General features: G+C 38.6%; 18 protein-coding genes. 12 read left to right on the top strand and 6 right to left on the bottom strand.

Annotated elements, in window-relative coordinates; all coding sequences use genetic code 11:
- Nucleotides 1-7: 7 nt before the first annotated feature.
- Nucleotides 8-688, bottom strand: coding sequence for a succinate dehydrogenase cytochrome b subunit (locus DV942_RS11440; RefSeq protein WP_090984595.1), 681 nt, complete (start codon nt 686-688; stop codon nt 8-10).
- Nucleotides 689-1,130: 442 nt separating this feature from the next.
- Between DV942_RS11440 and DV942_RS11445 the strand changes: the two genes are divergently transcribed.
- Nucleotides 1,131-2,252, top strand: coding sequence for a TlpA family protein disulfide reductase (locus DV942_RS11445; protein WP_145857602.1), 1,122 nt, complete (start codon nt 1,131-1,133; stop codon nt 2,250-2,252).
- 73 nt (nt 2,253-2,325) lie between these two features.
- Here the strand turns inward: DV942_RS11445 and DV942_RS11450 are convergent, their stop codons facing one another.
- Together DV942_RS11450 and DV942_RS11455 are read right to left on the bottom strand one after the other, a co-directional pair.
- A complete protein-coding gene (locus DV942_RS11450; protein WP_090984599.1) occupies nt 2,326-2,517 on the bottom strand; it encodes a cold-shock protein in 192 nt (63 codons plus the stop codon).
- 281 nt (nt 2,518-2,798) lie between these two features.
- Complete coding sequence (locus tag DV942_RS11455) at nt 2,799-3,302, bottom strand: hypothetical protein (protein WP_145857605.1); 504 nt, start codon at nt 3,300-3,302, stop codon at nt 2,799-2,801.
- Between the two features lie 430 nt (nt 3,303-3,732).
- Between DV942_RS11455 and DV942_RS11460 the strand changes: the two genes are divergently transcribed.
- On the top strand, nt 3,733-4,077 hold the full coding sequence (locus DV942_RS11460) for a four-helix bundle copper-binding protein (RefSeq protein WP_145857607.1): 345 nt from the start codon (nt 3,733-3,735) through the stop codon (nt 4,075-4,077).
- 58 nt (nt 4,078-4,135) lie between these two features.
- Here DV942_RS11460 and DV942_RS11465 read toward each other — a convergent pair whose 3' ends face one another.
- Entirely contained in the window at nt 4,136-5,686 is a 1,551-nt protein-coding gene (locus DV942_RS11465; RefSeq protein WP_145857609.1) for a trypsin-like peptidase domain-containing protein, read from the bottom strand.
- Between the two features lie 307 nt (nt 5,687-5,993).
- Between DV942_RS11465 and dapF the strand changes: the two genes are divergently transcribed.
- The 7 genes from dapF to DV942_RS11500 all read left to right on the top strand — a co-directional run bounded on the left by dapF (nt 5,994) and on the right by DV942_RS11500 (nt 17,821).
- A complete protein-coding gene (gene dapF, locus DV942_RS11470; protein ID WP_145857611.1) occupies nt 5,994-6,776 on the top strand; it encodes a diaminopimelate epimerase in 783 nt (260 codons plus the stop codon).
- A 415-nt stretch (nt 6,777-7,191) separates the two neighbouring features.
- Nucleotides 7,192-8,361 carry an efflux RND transporter periplasmic adaptor subunit gene (locus DV942_RS11475; protein ID WP_145857614.1) on the top strand — a complete coding sequence of 390 codons (1,170 nt, stop codon included), beginning with the start codon at nt 7,192-7,194 and terminating at the stop codon, nt 8,359-8,361.
- Between the two features lie 48 nt (nt 8,362-8,409).
- Entirely contained in the window at nt 8,410-11,592 is a 3,183-nt protein-coding gene (locus DV942_RS11480) for an efflux RND transporter permease subunit (RefSeq protein WP_090984612.1), read from the top strand.
- Between the two features lie 10 nt (nt 11,593-11,602).
- A complete protein-coding gene (locus DV942_RS11485) occupies nt 11,603-13,003 on the top strand; it encodes an efflux transporter outer membrane subunit (RefSeq protein WP_090984614.1) in 1,401 nt (466 codons plus the stop codon).
- Nucleotides 13,004-13,514: 511 nt separating this feature from the next.
- Nucleotides 13,515-16,406, top strand: coding sequence for a DEAD/DEAH box helicase (locus DV942_RS11490; protein WP_145857616.1), 2,892 nt, complete (start codon nt 13,515-13,517; stop codon nt 16,404-16,406).
- Nucleotides 16,407-16,655: 249 nt separating this feature from the next.
- Nucleotides 16,656-16,973 carry a YgaP family membrane protein gene (locus tag DV942_RS11495; protein WP_090984618.1) on the top strand — a complete coding sequence of 106 codons (318 nt, stop codon included), beginning with the start codon at nt 16,656-16,658 and terminating at the stop codon, nt 16,971-16,973.
- A 65-nt stretch (nt 16,974-17,038) separates the two neighbouring features.
- Entirely contained in the window at nt 17,039-17,821 is a 783-nt protein-coding gene (locus DV942_RS11500) for a 3-keto-disaccharide hydrolase (protein ID WP_145857618.1), read from the top strand.
- A 399-nt stretch (nt 17,822-18,220) separates the two neighbouring features.
- On the opposite strand, the gene aat is transcribed toward DV942_RS11500, so the two are convergent.
- Nucleotides 18,221-18,853 (bottom strand): leucyl/phenylalanyl-tRNA--protein transferase, encoded by a 633-nt coding sequence (gene aat, locus DV942_RS11505; RefSeq protein WP_145857620.1) that lies wholly within the window; start codon nt 18,851-18,853, stop codon nt 18,221-18,223.
- A gap of 73 nt (nt 18,854-18,926) precedes the next feature.
- Here aat and DV942_RS11510 point away from each other — a divergent pair, with 73 nt between their 5' ends.
- Nucleotides 18,927-20,369, top strand: a complete 1,443-nt coding sequence (locus DV942_RS11510; RefSeq protein ID WP_145857622.1) for a DUF1800 domain-containing protein — start codon at nt 18,927-18,929, stop codon at nt 20,367-20,369.
- Between the two features lie 92 nt (nt 20,370-20,461).
- Nucleotides 20,462-21,661, top strand: a complete 1,200-nt coding sequence (locus tag DV942_RS11515; RefSeq protein ID WP_145857625.1) for a DUF1501 domain-containing protein — start codon at nt 20,462-20,464, stop codon at nt 21,659-21,661.
- Nucleotides 21,662-21,722: 61 nt separating this feature from the next.
- On the opposite strand, the gene DV942_RS11520 is transcribed toward DV942_RS11515, so the two are convergent.
- On the bottom strand, nt 21,723-22,076 hold the full coding sequence (locus DV942_RS11520; protein WP_145857628.1) for a hypothetical protein: 354 nt from the start codon (nt 22,074-22,076) through the stop codon (nt 21,723-21,725).
- Between the two features lie 106 nt (nt 22,077-22,182).
- Between DV942_RS11520 and DV942_RS11525 the strand changes: the two genes are divergently transcribed.
- Nucleotides 22,183-22,551, top strand: coding sequence for a YccF domain-containing protein (locus DV942_RS11525; RefSeq protein WP_090984630.1), 369 nt, complete (start codon nt 22,183-22,185; stop codon nt 22,549-22,551).
- Nucleotides 22,552-22,560 lie beyond the last annotated feature (9 nt).

Raw genomic sequence — 22,560 nt, forward strand, 5'->3', positions numbered from 1 at the left:
CTAAAACTTAATCAATTAAATGTGTGTAAACTGCAATTGGCATTAATGCGAATACGATCGAAATAATTATGGCATACCATACACCAACACGTTTAATAATTCCATTATATTTTGAATGGTTCCATCCCATTGTTTGGAATGCGGATGCAAAACCATGTAATAAGTGGTAACAGAGAGAAATCATTAACAAAACGTAAGCAACAACCCTAACCGGATCCTGAAACTTCTCTTTCATTACTGCATATAAATCTTCATTTCCGTTGGCATCAACAGTCGGAATTCCTGTAAAACGGGAAACCACCCAAAAATCCTTCAGGTGAATAACAAGAAAAATTAACAGTAAAGTCCCCAACAAGCCCATTGAACGACTGTACCACTTGCTGTTAGCACTACCATTATAAACTGCGTAACCTTCAGGTCTTGCTTTCTTATTTTGGATAGTTAGGTTAACTGCCTGGTAAATGTGCACAAGTAAACCTAAAAACAATATGTACTCGCCTGCTCTAATGATCCAGTTGGTAGCCATAAAATGTGCTCCAATATTAAATTTCAAACCATTATCGTCAAGAAATATTAACGAATTAATACCAGCGTGTACAATTAAAAAAAGTATCAGGAATATCCCTGTAATACCCATTACGTATTTTCTTCCTATTGATGAAGAAAGTGCATTTCCGAAACCACTCATTTGATTAGGATTTATATCTAAATTTCCTGCAAAAATATCTAATTATGAGTTTAATTTATAAACGATTATGACAAAACAGCGATAAAACATTTATTTAGAAACATTCTAAAGCATATTCGTAATTAATCGAAAGAATATATGCTTATTTAGCGTTTCGATTTTAATATAAGTTAAATGTAGTGGCCTGTTCAAAGGTTTTCAGAACATTGAGAAATCACAATAACATCAGGTTGCCTGGCTGATACGTTACTGCTGTCGAAATAAATACCCGATTTATTACCTGTTTTTAGTGTTGCGTGATTAATAAAGCTTGAATGTTAAATCTGACAAAAAAACTCCTGATAATAAGCCAATATCTTAGATAAATGATCAAACATAATCGAACTTAAAATTTCGTCTTGAAACTAATTTTTTCGTTATATTACTTCACCAATTGATCAATATGAAAAAAAAGCGCTACTTACTTATTTTATTCGCCTGCTTCTATTATAGCTGTGATCCTGCTCCTGCTATTTTTAATTTCGAAACCAAAAATTTCGGTCCCAATGCGGTGATCTCCGTCAAAAGTTCAGAAAACGGCGAAACCTTAAAAGCCGAAAATATTACCAATGGCAATCAAACGTTCAGGATTAACATGCCCAAAACAGGTTACGCCATATTAAGTACATATGATGACGGCCATGATGAGGAATATTACTTTTATCTGGATAAGGGAAATTATAAGGGGGTTCTTGACGGAAAAAACGCCGCGACTTACCCGTTTAAAATCTTACCGACTAAAGAAGGTGAAGAAATGATCAGCTTTTACAAACAAAAAGAGGCAATGAACAGAAGCCTGCTGGATAGCTTGGCACTCGCAGAGCGTGAATTCAACCTCGCTACCCCTGATAATATTGCAGAAAAGGCAAAAAAGGCTGATATATGGAGAGCGAAAAAAATTAGTTCAGAACTGAATAATATTGAAATTTTTGCCAAAAATCATCCTAAATCCGACGTTACTATATTTTTACTAGACAGGTTTGGAAGAGCAGGTTCTGAAGCTAAAAAATACCTGTCGATTTTTAAAGGTCTGGATAAGGAAGTACAGGAAAGCAAAAGAGGCAAAAAACTGCTTTCAGAAATTATGCAGGCCAACCAAATGATGGCCGGAAATAAAATGCCCCACATCGAAGGCGAAACACCTGATGGGAAAAAGTTTAATTTGAGCGTATTGAAAAAAGTTAACCTAATTATCTGCTGGGTTTCCTATAGTGGAAAAAACAGAAAAAACAACCAGATATTGGCTCATCTCTACGAAAAATATAAGGATCAGAACGTGGAGTTCATTGGTGTATCGTTCGATAAGAATAAAGATAGCTGGAAAAAAGTAATTAAAGCCGATAACCTGACCTGGCCGCAATATTCGGACCTTTTGGGGGAGAAATCACCTAATGCAAAAAACTTAAGTAATTATAGCGCAACATATTTCTTTTTGGCAGATAGAAATGGCATAGTGCTCAGCAATAGTGACCTCTCACTTGATTTTGTGGACACTGAAATAGGCAAACATTTAGCCAATCAATAATAACGCAACCCTGGCTCATAAAAAAGTCCCGATTTACATCGGGACTTTTTACGATTTATGTATTCGAGTTTTCTTAAGCTACTTTAACATTTACCGCATTTAGGCCTTTTCTACCTTCTTCTACATCGTAGTTTACGGTATCATTCTCGCGAATGTTATCGATTAAGCCTGAAGCATGAACAAAAATTTCGGCATCGCCATTAGATGGAATGATAAATCCGAAACCTTTAGTTTCATTAAAAAATTTTACTGTTCCTTGTTGCATTATATTGTATTTTAATTTACACCAAAGATAGGCTTAAATACCCATAATAAATTTTTTATTTTTTATTAAGTTAAAATCTATAAATATATTGACTATTTGCCCTTTAGAGCCTACTCATTAAAGTATTTTGGCCGACGATTTACCGAGTTTTGTTTACGTTTTAGAAATAAAACACCATCAGAACGACGATCAACTTTGGTTTTTCTGCCTAAAACGCGTACAGATTGACCATAAAAATCGCGTCATAATCTGCTGTACCCTATCTATAAATAGGTGGAAAATCAGCTAAAAACAAGACTTTGGCTTTGATCATAATTCACCGTCACATTCTCGGAAATCTTTACAACCAATGTTTCGTATTCTTTGGCGCTATAGCTCATGATCAGCAAGTCACCAACAATCTCATGTAAAACAAGTTCCGGACTGGTATAGGTAATGGACACAACATGCGCTGCTTTATTTCGCAGATCTGAAGCATAAATATGTAGCTCAGCATAATCAAAAATGACTGGACGATTTTCAATGTCATTTAAAACAGGCATTTTACACTCCAGGGCTGCAATGCTGTTCATCACCGCGTACTGAAGCTTCTGATTTAGTGCAATGGCCTTTTTACTGGCTTGCTTCATCTCAGAAAAGGTATGCAAGTGTTCATCTAAACTATATATGGCTGATCTTTTTTGAAATTCTTTATAAGTATCATGAAATATCCGCCTTTCAAAATCCGTTCTGCACATGAAATTGAAATATTGTTTTACGCTGAGGTTAATATTAGCTAAAGCCATAATATTCAGTTTTTTGTTGATTCTAATGTGGAACTATAAAAAATTAATCAATCTCCCTAAGGGCTGGTAAACAATCGATGATAACGAAGCTATATCTTGATTATGAAAAACGGATGAATATTGATTTATGTATCAGGAACAAGGCTGAGTAGCTAAGATTTAAGATATTTTAACAGTTCACACTTAAATATTGCCAGATAATAGGTCACAAATGTACTGATATCGAAACCGATTCAACAATCTTCATTTGGAGATGGCCTGTGTTTCACTGGCAGCGCAAAGACAAATGTATAGGTAAGATTACTAAGGTTTCAGATAACGTGATCGTATATTGAACATAAAACAATATACCACGTGAATTTAAAGAAAACTGTTTGACAGGCTGGTAGGTTATTATTATAAAAACATGTGTAACTAAAACAATTACAATATGGAAACGAGAAACAACCATGCTTTAATCCAAACCTTACTGGATTGTGCGCTAGCTTGTGAACACTGTGCATCATCTTGCTTGAAAGAAGAAGATATCAACATGATGATCAATTGTATTAAACTGGATAGGGATTGTGCGGATATCTGTACCCAGGCGGCCAGATTATTGCAAAGAGATTCGATTATAGGACATCAATATTTACTGTTATGCGAAGAAATATGCAGACTTTGCGCAGCTGAATGTAGCAAGCACGATCATGAACACTGCAGGCAGTGTGCAGTGGCATGTGAAGAATGCGCAGATGCCTGCCATGCCAACCACGAAACAATCAATCAGGATTAAAATAAAAAAGGCTTCCCAAATCAAATTGGGAAGCCTTTTAACTATTTATTACAACTAATTACTGTGCAGGAAAACTGTAGTTATATGAGCCTTGCTCGCTCACACCAGAAATGCTCACCATATTATTTCTGCCTAAAGGCAATGCTTTTTGAACATCAGCCACAGAATTTACAGGTTGTCCGTTTACCTTGGTGATAATTAAACCTTTTTCTACTCCGATATTATCGAAAGCTTTACCGGTAGTAACCGATGTTACAACCACACCGCTGTTGATTCCATATTTCGCTTTTTGTGCCTGAGTAGCCGGAGCGAAAGTTGCACCTAGTTTAGAAACTTCCATGCCTTTGCCAGCCGTATTCTTAGCCGTAAGGCCAACGCTTGCTTCTCCTTTTAGCGTTACGGTGTAATCTTTAAGCGCGCCATCTCGCAATACGGTTAACTTAACTTTATCTCCAGGATTTAAACGGCCTACCCTTTCCTGAAGATCAGGTGAATCGTTAATCACTACTCCGTCAACTTTTTTAATTACGTCACCTGCTTTAATGCCCGCTGCAGCAGCACCGCCTCCGGCAACTACATCACTCACATATAAACCACTTATTTCATTGGTCTTGATACCTTCAGGCTTTTCTTCACCACTTAACGGCACAAAGTTAACGCCAATATAACCACGTTTAACAGAACCGTATTTCATAAAATCGTCTACAATTTTGCGGGCCAGGTTAACCGGAATAGCAAACCCATATCCCTGGTTATATCCGCTCTGTGATGCGATTGCCGAGTTAATGCCCACCAATTCGCCATTAGCATTTACAAGTGCACCACCGCTGTTCCCAGGGTTAATGGCAGCATCTGTTTGGATAAATGATTCAATACTGGTATTAGCCGGACGATCTGGTCTTTTGCCAGTACGTTGGTATTCGCGATATTCCTCTTCTGTAATTTCATTGCCCTGTTGCTCACGGCCGATTATACCGATGCTACGGTTTTTTGCACTTACAATACCAGCTGTTACCGTTGTATTTAAATCTAACGGGAAACCAACCGCTAATACCCACTCTCCAACTTGTACATTATCTGAATTACCCATCTTTACAACAGGCAAACCAGTTGCATTTACCTTGATTAATGCTAAATCTGTATTGGGGTCGCGGCCAATTATTTTTGCCTCTACCTTACGCCTGTCTGTTAAAACCACTTCAACCTTCTCTGCATTTTCTACCACATGGTTATTGGTTACGATATAACCATCCTGACTGATGATTACACCAGAACCTGATGCTGCTCTCGGCATACGCTGCATCTGACGGCCACCGCCACCAAAGAAATCTTCCATCATGTCAAAAGGAGAAGAACTTCTGCCACCACCACTTTGCGCAGCGTAAGTTGTTTTGATATGCACTACACCCGGTGCCACTGCCGCTGCCGCCTGGGTGAAATCTGCAGTACCTGCTGATGACACTTTTAGTGGGTTATTGGCAAAATACAAATTCTGTTTATCAGTAATTGTACTGCCTGTCTGGTTACGCTCAAATAGCTTATAACCTCCGATTGCTGCTGCCCCACCTATAAAAGCAGCTAACACGGTAATTCCTAATATTTTTTTCATGTTTCTGTATGTTTTTTAATGGTCATGATTTATTATAAACTAATTTGCTAGCTAATGGTTTAGCTCATAATATTCATTTATTAAAGTATGTTTGCAGGAGCGTTTTAATTTTGATTTAAGCAGAGTGCTCCAGCAGTTCTCATCTGCTTAAATTTTGTTGAGTAAGTTTGTTCAAATTTAATACCATATAAACGATATTTGTATCATCAAAGCACTTAGTTTTGTGTTAAAAAATGTTAAATCAAAAAACACAAATCATTAACTGGCTTTTCGCATCTCAAATATTGCACTAGAAAATGAAGCTTTCATGAAAATTAATTTCTTTAAATACCAGGGCGCAGGCAACGATTTTATTTTAATAGACCACACCAACGAACAATTAAAAGATATTGACAACCAATTAGTTGAACAGCTATGCCACAGGAGATTTGGCATTGGCGCCGATGGATTAATGTTTATTACAAAACACGAGGATTATGATTTTGAAATGCATTATTTCAATGCAGATGGTAAACCTGGAAGCATGTGCGGCAATGGTGGCAGATGCATTGTGGCCTTTGCCAAACAACTCGGCATCATTGATCGGGAAACAAACTTTTTGGCAGTTGATGGCCCACATTATGCCAGAATTTCAGAAAACGGAGAATGGATTGATCTACAAATGATTGATGTAGATACCATTACAAAAGATGGTGAAGCCTACGTACTAAACACTGGTTCGCCTCATTACGTTGCACTGAAAAGTAATTTAAAAGATTTTGATGTTTTTAGCGAGGGAAAAAATATACGCTATAATTCAACCTATGCAGAAAAAGGCATTAATGTAAACTTTGTTGAAGACAAAGGCGATCATTTATTTGTCCGCACTTATGAGCGTGGTGTTGAAGATGAAACCTATGCTTGTGGTACCGGCGTTACGGCGGTTGCCATGGCTATGGCCAAACATAAAAACCAAACCGGTCATATTAAAACTGATATTAAGGTTTTGGGGGGCGACATTAAAATAGAGTTCGATTACGATGGTAAAGTATTTACCAATGTATTTTTATGTGGACCAGCCAAATTGGTTTTCGAGGGAGAAGTGGGCTAGTGCGTTTGCTTAACGATCAATTTTCAGAAACTTAACGTATTTAGTAACGATCGAGCATTAGTGTAAAATATACACCAATGCCATTTTCTGTTTAGTAAAACAAACAGGACCAATCAAAAAAATAAGATTATTTTAAGCAATTTAACAGCTTTTAACAACTGTCTCAAGATATTTACAAGCGTCATTTCAGAATACAAAACACGATTAAAATACTGATAAACAATATTTTAATCACACATAAGACGTATCTAACCCCGAAAATAAATCAATCGATTGATTAAATGACAGAATTTGGACAGATATATTTTTGCTTAGGCGCTATTTTTGGAAAATAATTGCGGAAATCGAAGTCATAATTTTTGGCGACGCTCTTAATTCCCGGAAATTCAAATTTATACACACACAGAAATAGTCCATGAGAAAAGTTACAACTCTCTTTTTTAGCATGAGCATTGGTATGCTTTTAGCATCTTGCGGAAACAATGATGATGCGAAAAAAGCAGCTGCTGCTGCGGCAGCTGGTCCACAAGCCTATCCGGTTTTTACCGTAAATACACAAAATACCACTTTAGATTCTGATTATCCGGCAACCATTGAAGGTATCCAAAATATCGACATCCGCCCAAAAGTTGATGGCTTTATTGAAAAGATTTTTGTTGACGAAGGTGCCGTGGTCAAAAAAGGCCAGTTACTTTTCACCATTAATGCGCCTCAGTACGAACAACAGGTACGCACAGCAAGAGCAGCCATCAGTAGTGCCGAGGCTGATGTTAATGCTGCCCAGTTAACCGTAAACAAAACCAGGCCATTGGTAGAAAAAGATATCATTAGCAAATACGATCTTGATGCTGCCCAATTAACATTGCAAAGCAGAAAAGCAGCGTTGGCACAGGCAAAGGCTGAACTGGTAAATGCACAGGTTAACTTAGGCTATACCTCTGTTAAGAGCCCTGTTGATGGTGTAGTTGGCAGTATTCCTTTCAGAAATGGAAGTTTAGTAAGCAGTACCAGTACACAGCCTTTAACAACAGTTTCCAATATATCAAAGGTTTATGCTTACTTCTCTTTAAACGAGAAACAACTACTTGATTTTTCCAGAACATATAAAGGAAATACTTTGGCCCAGCAAATGAAAAACATTCCAGCAGTAAGTCTGGTACTTGCAGATGGAACAGTTTACGCCCAAAACGGTAAAATCGAATCCATTAACGGACAGATTAATACCAGCACGGGTTCTGCAAGTTTAAGGGCAACTTTCCCTAACCCTACGTCTTTATTAAAAAATGGCGCCAGCGCATCTGTAAGGGTTCCGCAGCACATTGAGAATGCCATTCTAATTCCTCAAAAATCAACAATCGATTTACAGGGTAAAAAGTTCGTTTATGTTTTAGGTGACTCTGCTAAAGTAATTAACACCGAAATTGAGATTATGGATTTGGCCAAAGGAAAGTTCTATGTAGTAACCAAAGGCCTTAAAAGCGGAGATAAAATTGTTTTGGAAGGCTTCCAATCGTTAAAAGACGGAACAAAAATCAAACCAGAAGAGAAAAGTGCCGATTCAGTTTATGCTGAGATCAAGAAATAACAATATCATGTTGCTTATCACACTTTCATAGTGTAATCAATATTAATTATGTTTAAGAAATTTATAGAAAGACCGGTTTTATCAACGGTTATATCCATCATCATCGTTATACTCGGTGTTTTAGGTTTAGCTACGTTGCCGGTTTCACAATACCCGGAAATTGCCCCACCAACGGTGCAGGTTTCTACATCATACCAGGGTGCCAATGCCGATGTGGTGATGAATAGTGTGGTTGTTCCTCTGGAAGAGCAGATAAACGGTGTGGAAGACATGACCTACATGACTTCAAGCGCCAGTAACGATGGTACCGCAACCATTACAGTAAACTTTAAATTAGGTACCAATCCCGATCTGGCAGCAGTTAACGTACAGAACAGGGTTGCACGCGCGACCAGTTTATTACCTGCAGAGGTAACCAAGTCGGGTGTGATTACCGCGAAAAGACAAGCGAGTAATGTATTGATATTTGGTTTGTATAGCGACGATCCTTCCTACGATCAGAAGTTTTTGCAGAATTATGCCAATATCAACATCATTCCACAGATTAAAAGGATCAATGGTGTTGGTGATGCGAGTGCGTTTGGAACGCTGGATTATACCATGCGGATCTGGCTAAAGCCCGATGTGATGGCCACTTACGGCCTGGTGCCAAACGACGTTAGCGTTGCCCTTGCCGACCAGAATGTGGAGGCTGCCCCGGGTCAGTTTGGAGAGCTTGGTAATCAGGCATTTCAGTACACCCTAAAATATACAGGCAGGTTAAAAGATGAAGCGCAGTTTGGCAATATCATTATCCGCACAACTGATAATGGCCAGATTCTTCGATTAAAAGACATTGCAAGGATTGAGTTAGGTGCGCAAAGTTATGCCAGTTCGGTTAAATTCAACGGAAAACAGGCATTGGGTATCGCCATCAACCAAACGGCGGGTTCCAACGCAAAAGAAGTAATCGAGAATTCTATTAAAACCCTTGATGAAGCGCAAAAATCCTTTCCAAAGGGGGTACACTACTCCACATTGGTTAACGTTAACGACTTTTTAGATGCATCGATTGAAAAAGTACTTCATACCCTAATTGAAGCATTTATTCTGGTATTCCTGGTGGTGTTTATCTTCTTACAGGATTTCCGTTCAACCTTAATTCCGGCAATTAGTGTACCAGTGGCTATTATCGGAACGTTCTTTTTCCTGAGTCTATTCGGATTTACCATCAACCTGCTCACCTTATTTGCCTTGGTATTGGCAATTGGTATTGTGGTAGATGATGCGATTGTGGTAGTAGAAGCCGTACACGCAAAACTGGATGAAGGTTATACAGACGCCAAAAAAGCAACCATTGATGCCATGGACGACATTAGCGGAGCAATTATATCGATCACGCTGGTAATGGCTGCCGTGTTTATCCCGGTGAGTTTTATCTCCGGATCATCAGGCGTATTTTATAAACAATTTGGTTTAACACTGGCGATTTCGATTATTTTGTCGGCCATTAACGCCTTAACATTAAGTCCGGCATTATGTGCTTTATTCTTAAAACCGCATAAAGAAGAACACAAAAAATCTAAAAACTTTTTACAGCGTTTCTACGATGCTTTCAATACCTCTTTCGATGCCGTAACCGGAAAATATAAAAAATCGGTAAGTTTTCTTTCCAGAAAAAAATGGATCGTTGGTTTGGCTATTGCCTTTTTCGTCGGACTACTGGTTTGGACAATGAATACTACACCCAAGGGTTTCGTGCCAAATGAGGATTTGGGAACCATTATGAGTGATATTTCCTTACCGGCAGGAACTTCGCAGGAAGAAACCAGTGTGATCATTACCAAGATTGATAGTATTGCGCACCAGATACCAGAAATTAAAAATACGTTAAGGATTGTTGGCCGAAGCATGATCAGTGGTTCAGGCAGTTCATACGGTATGGTAATTTCACGTTTAACACCATGGGATGAACGTAAGGGCCGAGACGTAAAAGCGATTATTGGCGAATTGTTTGCAAAAACAGCAGGCATTAAAGGGGCTAAAATTATTTTCTTTGCGCCGCCAACTATTCAGGGTTTCGGTACCAGTGGTGGTTTTGAGTTCCAGTTACAGGATAAAACTGGTGGAGATATCAAAAAATTCAACGAAATTGGAAATGGATTTTTAGCAGCGTTAAGTAAACGTCCCGAAATACAATATGCATCTACTTCTTTTAATCCAAATTTCCCGCAATATCAGATTGATGTAAATGTGGCAAAGGTTAAACAGGCCGGCCTGAATGTTAGTGATGTATTGGGTGTAATGCAAGGCTATTATGGTGGTGTTTATGCCTCGAATTTCAACAAATTTGGTAAACAGTTTAGGGTAATGTACCAGGCCGACGCGCAGTACCGTGCAAATGAGCAAACTTTAACCCGCATTTTCGTTAGAACCTCTTCGGGGCAAATGGCTCCGGTATCGGAGTTTATAACGTTAACCAAAGTATATGGACCACAAGCCATTTCGCGTTTCAACTTGTTTACTTCAATATCGGTAACGGGTAATCCAAATGCCGGCTACAGTTCAGGTGATGCATTAAAAGCTGTTCAGGAAGAGGCAGCCAAAAACCTTCCGGCAGGTTACGGTTACGAATTTTCGGGTTTATCACGTGAGGAGATGGCAGGCGGAAGCCAAACGGTGTTTATCTTTTTACTTTGTGTAATCTTTGTTTATTTCTTACTCGCAGCACAATACGAAAGTTATATTTTACCATTGGCGGTTTTATTCTCTTTACCGGTTGGTTTAGCAGGTGTATTCGTTTTCGATAAAATCTTCAGTGTAGATAATAACATTTATACGCAGATTACGCTGATTATGCTTGTGGGGCTTTTAGCCAAAAATGCGATTTTGATTGTAGAATATGCAGTAGATAGAAGAAGAAAAGGCATGAGCATTGCCAATGCCGCAATTGATGGTGCAACAGCACGTTTACGCCCTATTTTAATGACCTCTTTCGCTTTCATTCTTGGTTTACTACCGCTGATGTTATCATCAGGTGTTGGTGCAGCAGGTAACACCTCAATTGGTACCGGAGCGGTAGGCGGCATGTTAATCGGAACTATATTTGGTATTTTCGTTATCCCCGCCCTGTTTATCGTCTTTCAATCCTTACAAGAGCGAATCAGCAATAAATCGCCTTTTAACGAGGGCATTGACCATGAACAAACGCAAGAAGAATACGAATTGGCTACTGCGAACAGTAAACATTAATAGTAAAAAAATGAATTTTAGATATAAACATTCCCTTTTAATCGGTTTAGCCATCGTTGCCCTGAGTGCTTGCGTAACTAAAAAATACGAGCGCCCTCAGTTAAAAAGCGAGGGTTTGTACCGGGATAATAACACAACGGATACCACTACAATGGCCGACCTGCAATGGCGAACATTGTTTTCGGATACGACCTTACAGTCGCTGATCCAACAAGGCATAAATGAAAATTTAGACTTGAAACAGGCCATTGAGCGGATCAAAATTGCCGAGGCTACCCTGATACAAAGTCGTGGGGCATTACTACCAAGCTTACAGGCTGATGTAAATGTAACTGATAATAAACAATCGCAAGCCTCTTTGAACTTTCCTCCCGGGATAAATATTAACTTGGAAACCCAAACCTATAAGGCACAGCTGAGCACCAGTTGGGAAGCCGATATATGGGGGAAATTAACAAGTGCAAAACGTGGCGCATATGCAACCCTGTTACAAACCGATGCGGCAAAAAGAGCTGTCCAAACACAGTTAATTGCTACTATTGCCAATAACTATTATACTTTATTGGCACTTGATAAACAATTGGCCATTACTGAACAAACCATTAAGGTGAGAGCTCAGGATGTGGAGACCATGAAAGAACTGAAACAAGGCGCAGTGGTAAATGGTGCGGCAGTTGTGCAAAGTGAAGCCAATCTGTATGCTGCACAGGTAACTTTGCCTGATTTAAAAAGAAGCATTAAAGAGGCTGAAAATGCATTAAGTGTACTGGTAGGAAAAGCACCGGATGCAATTAACCGAACCACCTTAGATCAACAGACCCCTTATGCCAATTTACAGACAGGTGTTTCAGCACAGTTATTAAAAAACCGTCCGGATGTGATCGCTGCAGAATTTGGTTTTAGATCAGCGTTTGAAAACACCAACGTTGCCAAGGCCTACTTTTACCCTGCTTTAACCATTACTGCAGCCGGTGGATTATCCAGTTTACAATTACAGGATTTTTTCAGCAAATCTATCTTTTATAATTTAGTGGGCGGTTTAACACAGCCAATTTTTGCCAGGGGAGCAAACAAAGCCCGCCTAAAAACCGCTGAAGCCAATCAACAGATTGCTTTTTACAACTTTCAACAAACACTGTTAACGGGTGGACAGGAAGTTTCAAATGCCTTGTATGCTTACCAGACTGCTGCTGAGAAAGAAGAAACAAGAACAAAACAAATTGCCTCTTTAACAAAAGCAGTAGATTTTACCAAAGAGTTACTACGCTACAGCTCGGCAACAAATTATACTGATGTGTTAACTTCAGAACAAAGTTTATTAACAGCTCAATTAAATGGGATTAACGATCGATTACAAAAACTGCAGTCGGTAGTAAATCTGTACCGTGCATTGGGCGGTGGCTGGAAATAAAATAATCATTAAAAAGTACATTACAGGCATTCTGATTTACAGGATGCCTTTTTTTGTGGTTAAATAAAGAGGTAATTTTCATCCCGAGGGATTATTTATTGTATAAAAATCAATATGAATGAAAGGTAAATTTTAAGTAGATAAAATCCATCGAGAAATCGTCATTCCCAACTTGATTGGGAACCACGAAGTGCTCATGAATGCCGCTATATAAAAGCAAACACCGATGAATAATCATGAAACGCTCGCATTAAGATTCCCGCATGCGCGGGAATGACGACCTTACGAGTAAATTCTGGCAATGGTAGCGCAGCGAAGGATCTTAAAAATAAGATATCTCCTTTGCGGGATCAGAAAATTAAACGACCGCATTACAGTCCCTTTTCAATGCAGCTTAAAATTCAGTATATTTTTATCCCCAAAATGGTCCGGTTTTTTTGATGTAAACGCAAAATATTGTAAGTTTAAATTTTTTTAAGCGCTTAGCTTAGAAAAATTTTTAAACCAATCAATGTTACGTGTAGATAGCGCTAAAGCCTGTAAAGTGGTGTACTCATTGTGCAAACATGAGTATCTGGGCTATTTAATTGAACCACATGTAGTTCAGCTAAATCCACAGGGAGATTTTTCCTTTACTTATCAACGAATTTTCACACATACCGCGGAAGAATTTAATTCCTGTTTAAGTGACATTGATTATAAGCTGATCAGGATTTTGGATGATATTGAGCAGGATTCGCTGATAAAAAAATATTATAAAAAATTAATCAGGCCTACTGAGTTCTTTACCAAAATTTTCGACGATAAGTTTTATGAAAACGTCCGTCCTAAAATTGAAAAGAAACTTGCCGAGGTTTTAGAAATCTTAAAGGTAAAAAATGAACTTTATATAATGGACAAAGATGGCTGGCCTGTAGAGCGTAAAATCGAACTTGCCAACGAGCCTGCATCTATACTTTTTCATTTCCGGAGGAACGAAACGGAAACCCGTTATTTCCCGACCATCAAATATCAGAACCTGCGCATTGAATTCATGTTTAAAGAAGCGCAGATTATCAGCAATAAACCTGCCTGGTTATTGCTAAACGATGTGTTATACTTTTTCGACCAGGATATTGAGGGCAAAAAATTACAGCCCTTTTTAAACAAACGCTTTATTGCGATACCCAAAACAACCGAAGCTACATATTTCGAAAAATTTGTTGCACCCCTGATCGAAAAACACCACGTATATGCGGAAGGTTTCGAAATCAGGACCGAACAATTTGAAGCTATACCAGTGATTAAGGTATTATATGTTGATGGTGGTCTTTCTCAGATTCAGCTATACTTCAAATATGGAGAATATACTTTCCCAGTAGAAAATGCACATAAAGTTACCGTACGTTTAGAAAAAACGGCTGATAACTATATTTTCCACCGCATTAAACGTTCTGCAGACTGGGAGAAAAAGCAGTTTAACTTACTTCTCTCATTAGGACTAAAGAAAACAAGTTCTTTATTCAGTAATCTGGAAGTAGCTTCTGCTGAAGAAAACCCGAGTTATGCCGCAATAAACTGGGTAAATGAGCATATTGAAATCTTAGAGGCATCGGGTTTTGAAATTGAACAGGCTACCGGACAGAAAAAATTTGTACTTGGTGCCAGTAAAATCGACCTGGAGGTTAAAGAGGGGAATGACTGGTTCGATATCCATGCCGTGGTTTGGTTCGGTAAATACCAGATCCCTTTCCTATCGTTAAAACAGCATATCTTACACAAAAAACGTGAGTTTTTACTGCCTGATGGAGAGGTAGCCATTATTCCTGATAAATGGTTTACACAATACGGCAGTTTGTTCAGTCTTGCAGAAGCCGGACAAACGCTTAAATTAAAGAAACACCATATTGGTTTAATCAACGACCTGGCAGAAGATAGTTTGGCAAATGTGACCCTCGAACGCAAGCTCCAAAGGTTATCAGACTTTGAAGATATTGCCGACACACAGATGCCGGTAAATTTTAAAGGTAGTTTGCGCGATTACCAGAAAGCCGGCTATAACTGGTTCAGCTTTTTACGTGAATACAACTTTGGTGGATGTTTGGCCGATGACATGGGATTGGGTAAAACCATCCAAACACTGGCGATGCTGCAAAAAGTGAAAGAAGAGGATCAATTGCTTGAAACGCAGACTACCTCCCTCATTATCATGCCCACTTCCTTAATTTATAACTGGTTAACAGAGGCTAAAAAATTTACACCAAAGCTCAAAATACTGGCGCATACAGGCACCAATCGGAATAAAGATGTAGCCAATTTTGCAAATTACGACATTATCATCACTACCTATGGTGTAACCAGGGTAGATATAGACGAATTGAAAAATTTCTATTTCAATTATATTATTCTGGATGAGAGTCAGAATATCAAAAACCCGGCATCGAAATCGTTCAAGGCGGTTAGAAGCTTAAAATCGAAACACAAACTGATTCTGAGTGGTACTCCGGTAGAAAATTCGGTAAGTGATTTATGGTCTCAATTAACTTTTCTAAACCCTGGTTTATTGGGTACGCAGGCATTTTTTTACGAAGAATATGTGCAGGCAATAGAAAAGAAAAAAGACGAGGAAAAAGCGCGTAAGCTGCAATCTATTATCAAACCTTTTGTGCTGCGCAGAACAAAAGAACAGGTAGCGGCAGAATTACCACCTAAAACAGAACAGGTAATTTACTGCGACATGAGCGAAGACCAGGCCGCCTATTACGAAAAAACCAAATCGGCCTACCGTAACGATTTATTGCAAAGTATGGATGATGGAACCTTCGCGCAGAAACAGGTTCAGCTTTTACAGGGATTAACGGCTTTGCGCCAGTTGGCCAACCACCCCGTAATGATTGATGGTGAGTACATATCCGATTCGGGCAAATTTGAAAATGTAATCCATACTTTGGATAATGTACTTAAGGGGGGGCATAAGGTTTTGGTTTTTTCACAATTCGTAAAACACCTGGATATTTTCAAAAAACATTTTGAAGCTGAGCATATCCCTTTTGCTTATTTAGATGGCTCAACCCGTAACCGTGGGGAGATTGTTTCTGAATTTCAGCAAAATTCGGACCTGAAGGTTTTCTTAATCTCCATCAAAGCTGGTGGTGTTGGTCTAAACCTAACCCAGGCTGATTATGTTTTCATACTCGATCCCTGGTGGAATCCGGCGGTAGAACAGCAGGCTATTGACAGAACGCACCGTATTGGCCAGGATAAAAAGGTTTTCATTTATAAATTTATTGCAAAAGACACGGTTGAAGAGAAAATCCTGGCTTTACAGAACCGCAAAAAATCGTTAGCCAATTCATTGATTACTACAGAAGAAAGTTTCTTTAAATCGCTGAGTAAAGAGGATATCAGGGATATTTTAAACTAATATAAAGTATTTATAGTCATTAGTGCATTGGTTATTATAGCCTATACGAGCAGGTTGAATTCTGGAAGTAAATCAGCCGCGTGCGTCAATTGATCTGTAACGAAGCGGAAAGGTACGAAGTAACCGAGCCTTAAGCGGGCACACTGAAGGTCATTTATTTCAGTGTCTTAATAACCAATAAGATTTAAAATTCTTTTCAAACTCATTCCCTCCTTACTTGTTATACAGTAGAACATAAATTCTACCATTATGACAAATCAAGATTTTAATACCGCAGTAAACAATGTAAAAGAGGCATGGAAATATCCAGAATTATTTGAAAATGTTTCAAAATCAGAGCGTTGGTTATCAGGCGCTGCAGGCACATATCTGCTTTTCAAGGGTATTACCAGCATTTTCTCACATCCTGTAATTGGCCTAACTGGCGCAGCCATTGGTGCCGGACTACTTTACCGTGGTATTACAGGCTATTGCCCCATGCGCGATCTGGCAGAGCAACGCAAAGAAGATATCGCCCCTGATGAAGTAGTAATTACAGAAACCTATGTTGTTGACGATTTAGGGTAAAATTTTAAATACTAAATTTCTATTTCTTAATAAACTGGTTAACTTTAACAAGTTAAACCACAATCATGAACAAATACACACTATTATTTATCCCGGCACTTTTTGTAGGGCAAGTTATGGCACAAGATAAGAAACCAGATCCTGCCAATGATCCGAAAACAACGGAGGTTTGGGAACCTGTTCCGAAAATTGTTACGCCGGGTAAATTGCCTCAAGATGCACCGTCTGATGCTATTATTCTTTTTAATGGTAGAAATTTAGATGCATGGCACTCTGTTAAAGACCCATCTAAGCCAGCAGCATGGACAATTGATGATGGATTTTTTACCGTTAAAAAAGGAACGGGAAACATAGAGACAAATAAAAAATTTACAGATTACCAACTGCATCTGGAATGGAAAATCCCTGAGAACATTTCTGGAGAAGGTCAGGCACGTGGAAATAGCGGCGTATTTTTAGCTTCAACCGGTGGTGGCGATGATGGTTACGAAATCCAGATTCTGGATGTTTATAATAATAAAACTTATGTGAACGGACAAACAGGAAGTGTTTATAAACAGGCAATTCCTTTAGCTAATGCCAACAAAAAACCTGGCGAATGGCAATATTATGATATCATCTGGAATGCGCCACGTTTTAACGAAGACGGAACCGTATTAAAACCAGCAAGTGTGACCTTGTTCTTAAATGGTGTACTTTTACAGAACGGATTTGTATTAAAAGGGGCAACCAGGTATATCGGTACTCCTGAGTATAAAAAACATGGTCCGGCTTCGATAAAATTACAAGATCACGGTGATCCGAGCCCTGCCATTAGCTACAGAAATATTTGGGTAAGGGAATTATAATTTCAACAGACCGAAATATGGTCCTCGTTTATAACGAGGATCAGCGAGAATTGCGATTGTATCGCTTAAAAGAACTATAGTCACATTAAAATGTGAATCTCATACATCCCCGTTGCAAACGGGGCGATAATGAAGTAAGAGAACTATAATCAGATGTTCCTCGTTTATAACGAGGACCAACGAGAATTGCGATTGTATCGCTTAAAGGAACTATAGTCACATTAAAAATGTGAATCTCATACATCCCCGTTGCAAACGGTGACGATACAAAGTAAGAGAATTATAATTTCAACAAAACAACAATAAAAAACCTGCAGGCCAAAAGTTTGCAGGTTTTGTTTTATAGATAATTTGGCTGACAACTATACACTGATACCCTTAACGTTAGCTGTTATAACTTTAAGAACTCTGAAGTATTTCCATGTACAACTCCCTGCTGATCATTTCAGCTCCTAAACTCATTAAATGATCATTTGGCAACTGGCAATCGATCAAATCGATATTCATTTTACTTAAAAAGATTAATGCTGCTTTTGAAGCATTACTTACATGGCTAAACATACTTTCGCCACAAAAAACACGGTTAATCTTTAAACCATACAAGCCCCCCACCAATTTCTCATCCTGCCAAACCTCTACGCTATGTGCATATCCATGGTTGTGGAGCCTGATATAAGCATTTTGCATTTCATTGGTAATCCATGTGCCATCCTGCCCTTTTCTAGGCGATGTGGCGCAGTTTTGAATCACCTGGGCAAAAGCCTGGTTAAAAGTAATCTTAAAAATCCCCTGTTTTAAAATTTTTCTCATGCTTTTACTGATCTTGATTTTATCGGGGTAAATCACACAGCGTTCGTGCGGCGAGTACCAAAGAATCGGTTCACCTTCACTAAACCATGGAAATATACCATTTGAGTAGGCAATCAGTAACCGTTCCATACTTAAGTCGCCTCCAATGGCCAATAAACCATCCTCCTCTGCCAAAGCTGGATCAGGAAAACCCGGGTGATCATCTAGTAACTGAAAAAGCATGGTCAAAAATAAGAAAGAAAACAAAGATTAAACCCTTGGGTTTTAAACAAGTCATATTGTAAAACGGTCCATTATGAACACGAAAGATAATTTTTTAAAAGTAAAACATCTTTACAACCGGGCAGGCTTTGGCATTTCTTATGCTGACTTACAAAAATTAAGCAGAAAAAAACTAGATAAAGTAGTAGACAATTTGCTTAAGGATTCCCAAAAAGACGATCCGATTCAATTAGTAAATGATTTTGAATCAAGACGACAACTTTTGGTACAAGCCGGTTTATATGCGAAAAAAGATCTTTCAGAAGACGAAAAGAAAATGCGTCAGCAGATTATCCGTGAACAGAATGAAGTCAGCCGCGACCTGAATATTGCTTTCGTTACCAAAATGATCAATACTGATGCTCCATTGAGGGAAAAGATGACGCTGTTTTGGCATGGACATTTTGCCTGCCGCAGCAACAATCCGTTTTTTGCACAACAATTAAACAATATCCAACGGGCAAATGCCTTAGGCAGTTTTAAAACCTTATTAGTCGAGGTATCTAAGTCGCCTGCCATGCTGCAATACCTAAATAACCAACAAAATAAAAAGGGTAAGCCAAATGAGAATTTCGCCCGGGAGCTGATGGAGCTTTTTACCTTAGGAAGGGGAAATTATTCAGAACAGGACATTAAAGAATCTGCCCGTTCCTTTACCGGCTGGATGTACGACAAAGACGGCTCATTTATTTTCAGGAAGAACCAGCATGATAACGGCACAAAAACGTTTTTCGGCAAAATCGGGAATTTTGAGGGCGAAAACATTATCGATATTATTCTAGAGAAACCAGAAACCGCAAAATTTATTGCCTGGAAAGTATATAAATTCTTCGTTAATGATCATCCAGATGAGGCACACGTTAACGAACTCGCCACGCATTTTTACAACTCGAAATACGATATCGCGTCGATGATGAAAAAAATGTTTACTTCCGATTGGTTTTATAGTCCGGAAAATGTAGGCACAAAGATTAAATCGCCAGCCGAGTTTTTAGTGGGTTTAAGCCGTGAGTTTTATGTTACGTATAACAAACCTCAGGTTTTAATACAGCTACAAAGCAGTTTGGGCCAATATTTATTTAACCCACCCAATGTTGCGGGCTGGCCTGGCGGACAAAGCTGGATTGATAGTTCATCTTTAATGTTAAGGATGCGGATTCCTTCGCTTGTGCTAAATGATGGGGAAATTGATTTTAGTGGAAAAGCCGATCCTGAAGATGAAGCTGTAATTGCTTTGAGCCGCACGGCAACCACTAACGCAAATGCCAATGCAAAACCAAAATCATACGTCAATGCAAATGCAGATTGGCCTAAATTTTTAAGCACTTTACCAAAAGGATTAACGCCGTTGGAGCTTACCGAGTTTTTATTGCAACCCAAATTAAACTCCAAAATCAAGACCATGGTGAGTGATAATAAAGGGTTGCGAAGTACAGCAGTAGAAATTACCAGCATGCCGGAATATCAGTTGTGCTAGACTAAATGTTGGCTGATGGTTTGATGGCTGATAGCCGTTTCACTAAAAAGCCAGATCATCAAACAGAACAAGTGAACAAAAACACTAACAAGATGAACAGAAGAAATTTTTTAAGAAATACAGGGTTTGTTGCAGCAGGTTCGCTATTTGTTCCTGCTTTTATGAAACCGCTTGAGGCTATGGCACTTGATGAATTAAGCCTCTATAAAAATCTGGTTGTTGTACAGCTTTCTGGCGGAAATGATGGCCTTAATACAGTTATTCCTTTTGGAAATGATATTTACTATCAAAAGCGAAATAGTATTGCCATTAAACCCGAATCAATAATTAAACTGAATGATATGCAGGGGCTAAATCCCAACATGGCTGCCCTGCAAGAAATTTACGATCAGGGCTGGATGACGATTATCAATGATGTTGGCTATCCGAATCCCGACCGTTCGCACTTTAGATCGATGGATATCTGGCAAACCGGCAGTGATAGCAATCAATTTTTATCAACCGGATGGATTGGCCGCTATTTAGATAGCAATTGCCAAACCTGCAAATTCCCTTATACCGCGATAGAAGTTGACGACTCACTTTCTTTGGCCATGAAAGGTCAGACTAAAAAAGGGATTGCGTTAAAAGATCCTGCAGCTTTGTTCCGCAATACCAACGATCCGTTTTTTAAGGCCATGTTGCAGAATGACAAGGAACATTTGGATGAAGATAATTTAGGTTATTTATATAAAACCATGATCGAAACCTCTTCTTCAGCCAGTTATATACAAAATACTTCCAAAGTTTATCAGTCTAAATTTACCTACCCTAATTCGGGCTTTGCCAATCAATTGAAAACGGTTTCAAAATTTATCTCTTCAGGATTAAAAACAAGGGTGTATTATGTGTCTTTAAGCGGTTTTGATACACATGTGAACCAGATTGGTCAGCAAGGTAATCTGCTTAAACAATATAGCGAGGGTATAGCTGCTTTCTTAAAAGATCTAAAATCGAACAATAAACTTGAGGACACCCTGGTGATCACATTCTCTGAATTTGGCCGTAGGGTAGAGCAAAATGCCAGCAACGGTACCGATCATGGAACAGCAAATAATATGTTCGTTTTTGGCGGCAGATTGAAGAAACAGGGGATTTTCAATGCAGCACCCAACCTGAGTGATTTAGACACCGGAGACTTAAAACACCAGTTGGATTTCAGACAGGTTTACGGTACTATTTTAGATAAATGGCTGGATGTAAATAATGCTGACATCCTGAATAAGAAATTTAATACCCTGGATTTTATATAAAGTATACAAAGAAGTCAAGTTTAATAACCGACTTTGCTATGAAACTTGACTTCTTTATCATTTACTTCCTTTTTAATACATATACCGGCCTATTGCTATCCTTATCAATCTGCTCGGCATAAACACTAAATAATTCATAACCATAGGCTTTCATTTTGTTCACGCCATCTATAGCTGAATTAAATTCGAGTTTTTTACCATCATCATCCCTGATGTACAGTTCACTATAATCGCCTATCTTTTGTCCGTATTCGAGGGCAATCCATTGTTTATCGGCTAAGAGGCTTTTCACTGAGCGAATTTGGATGTAATCTACATGGATGTCGGTCAATTTCATACCGTTTACATTTTGTGCTTTGGCATTAAATAGGCCAAAGCCTGCGACTATTGCCGCTGCAAGTGTCAATTTTTTCATATTGTCTTTCCTTTGTGTGTAATTCTAAATTACAAAGAATCCAAATAGAATATATGAACGAGCTGTAACAAAATATCCGATATTAAATCTTAACGTAAAAAACACCATGAACTTTTTAGGCAATATTATCTGGATTATTTTTGGCGGTATCTTTATTTTCTTCGAATATGTTATCGGAGGGTTAATCCTTTGCCTTACCATTATTGGGATTCCTTTTGGCATTCAGTGCTTTAAATTTGCCATTGTAGGCCTGGCACCTTTTGGAGTTAAAATAACCGATACCTCCTCAAATACCGGCTGCTTATCTACCATTATGAATTTAATCTGGATTTTCTGTGGTGGCTTCTGGATTGCCCTAACGCATTTGTTTTTCGGCGTCCTGCTTTGCATTACCATAGTGGGCATTCCGTTCGGTCGTCAGCATTTTAAGCTAATGAATCTGGCCTTTACACCTTTCGGAAAATCGATTTCCTGATATTATCAT

Source organism: Pedobacter suwonensis, assembly GCF_007833675.1.
Taxonomy (GTDB): domain Bacteria; phylum Bacteroidota; class Bacteroidia; order Sphingobacteriales; family Sphingobacteriaceae; genus Pedobacter; species Pedobacter suwonensis.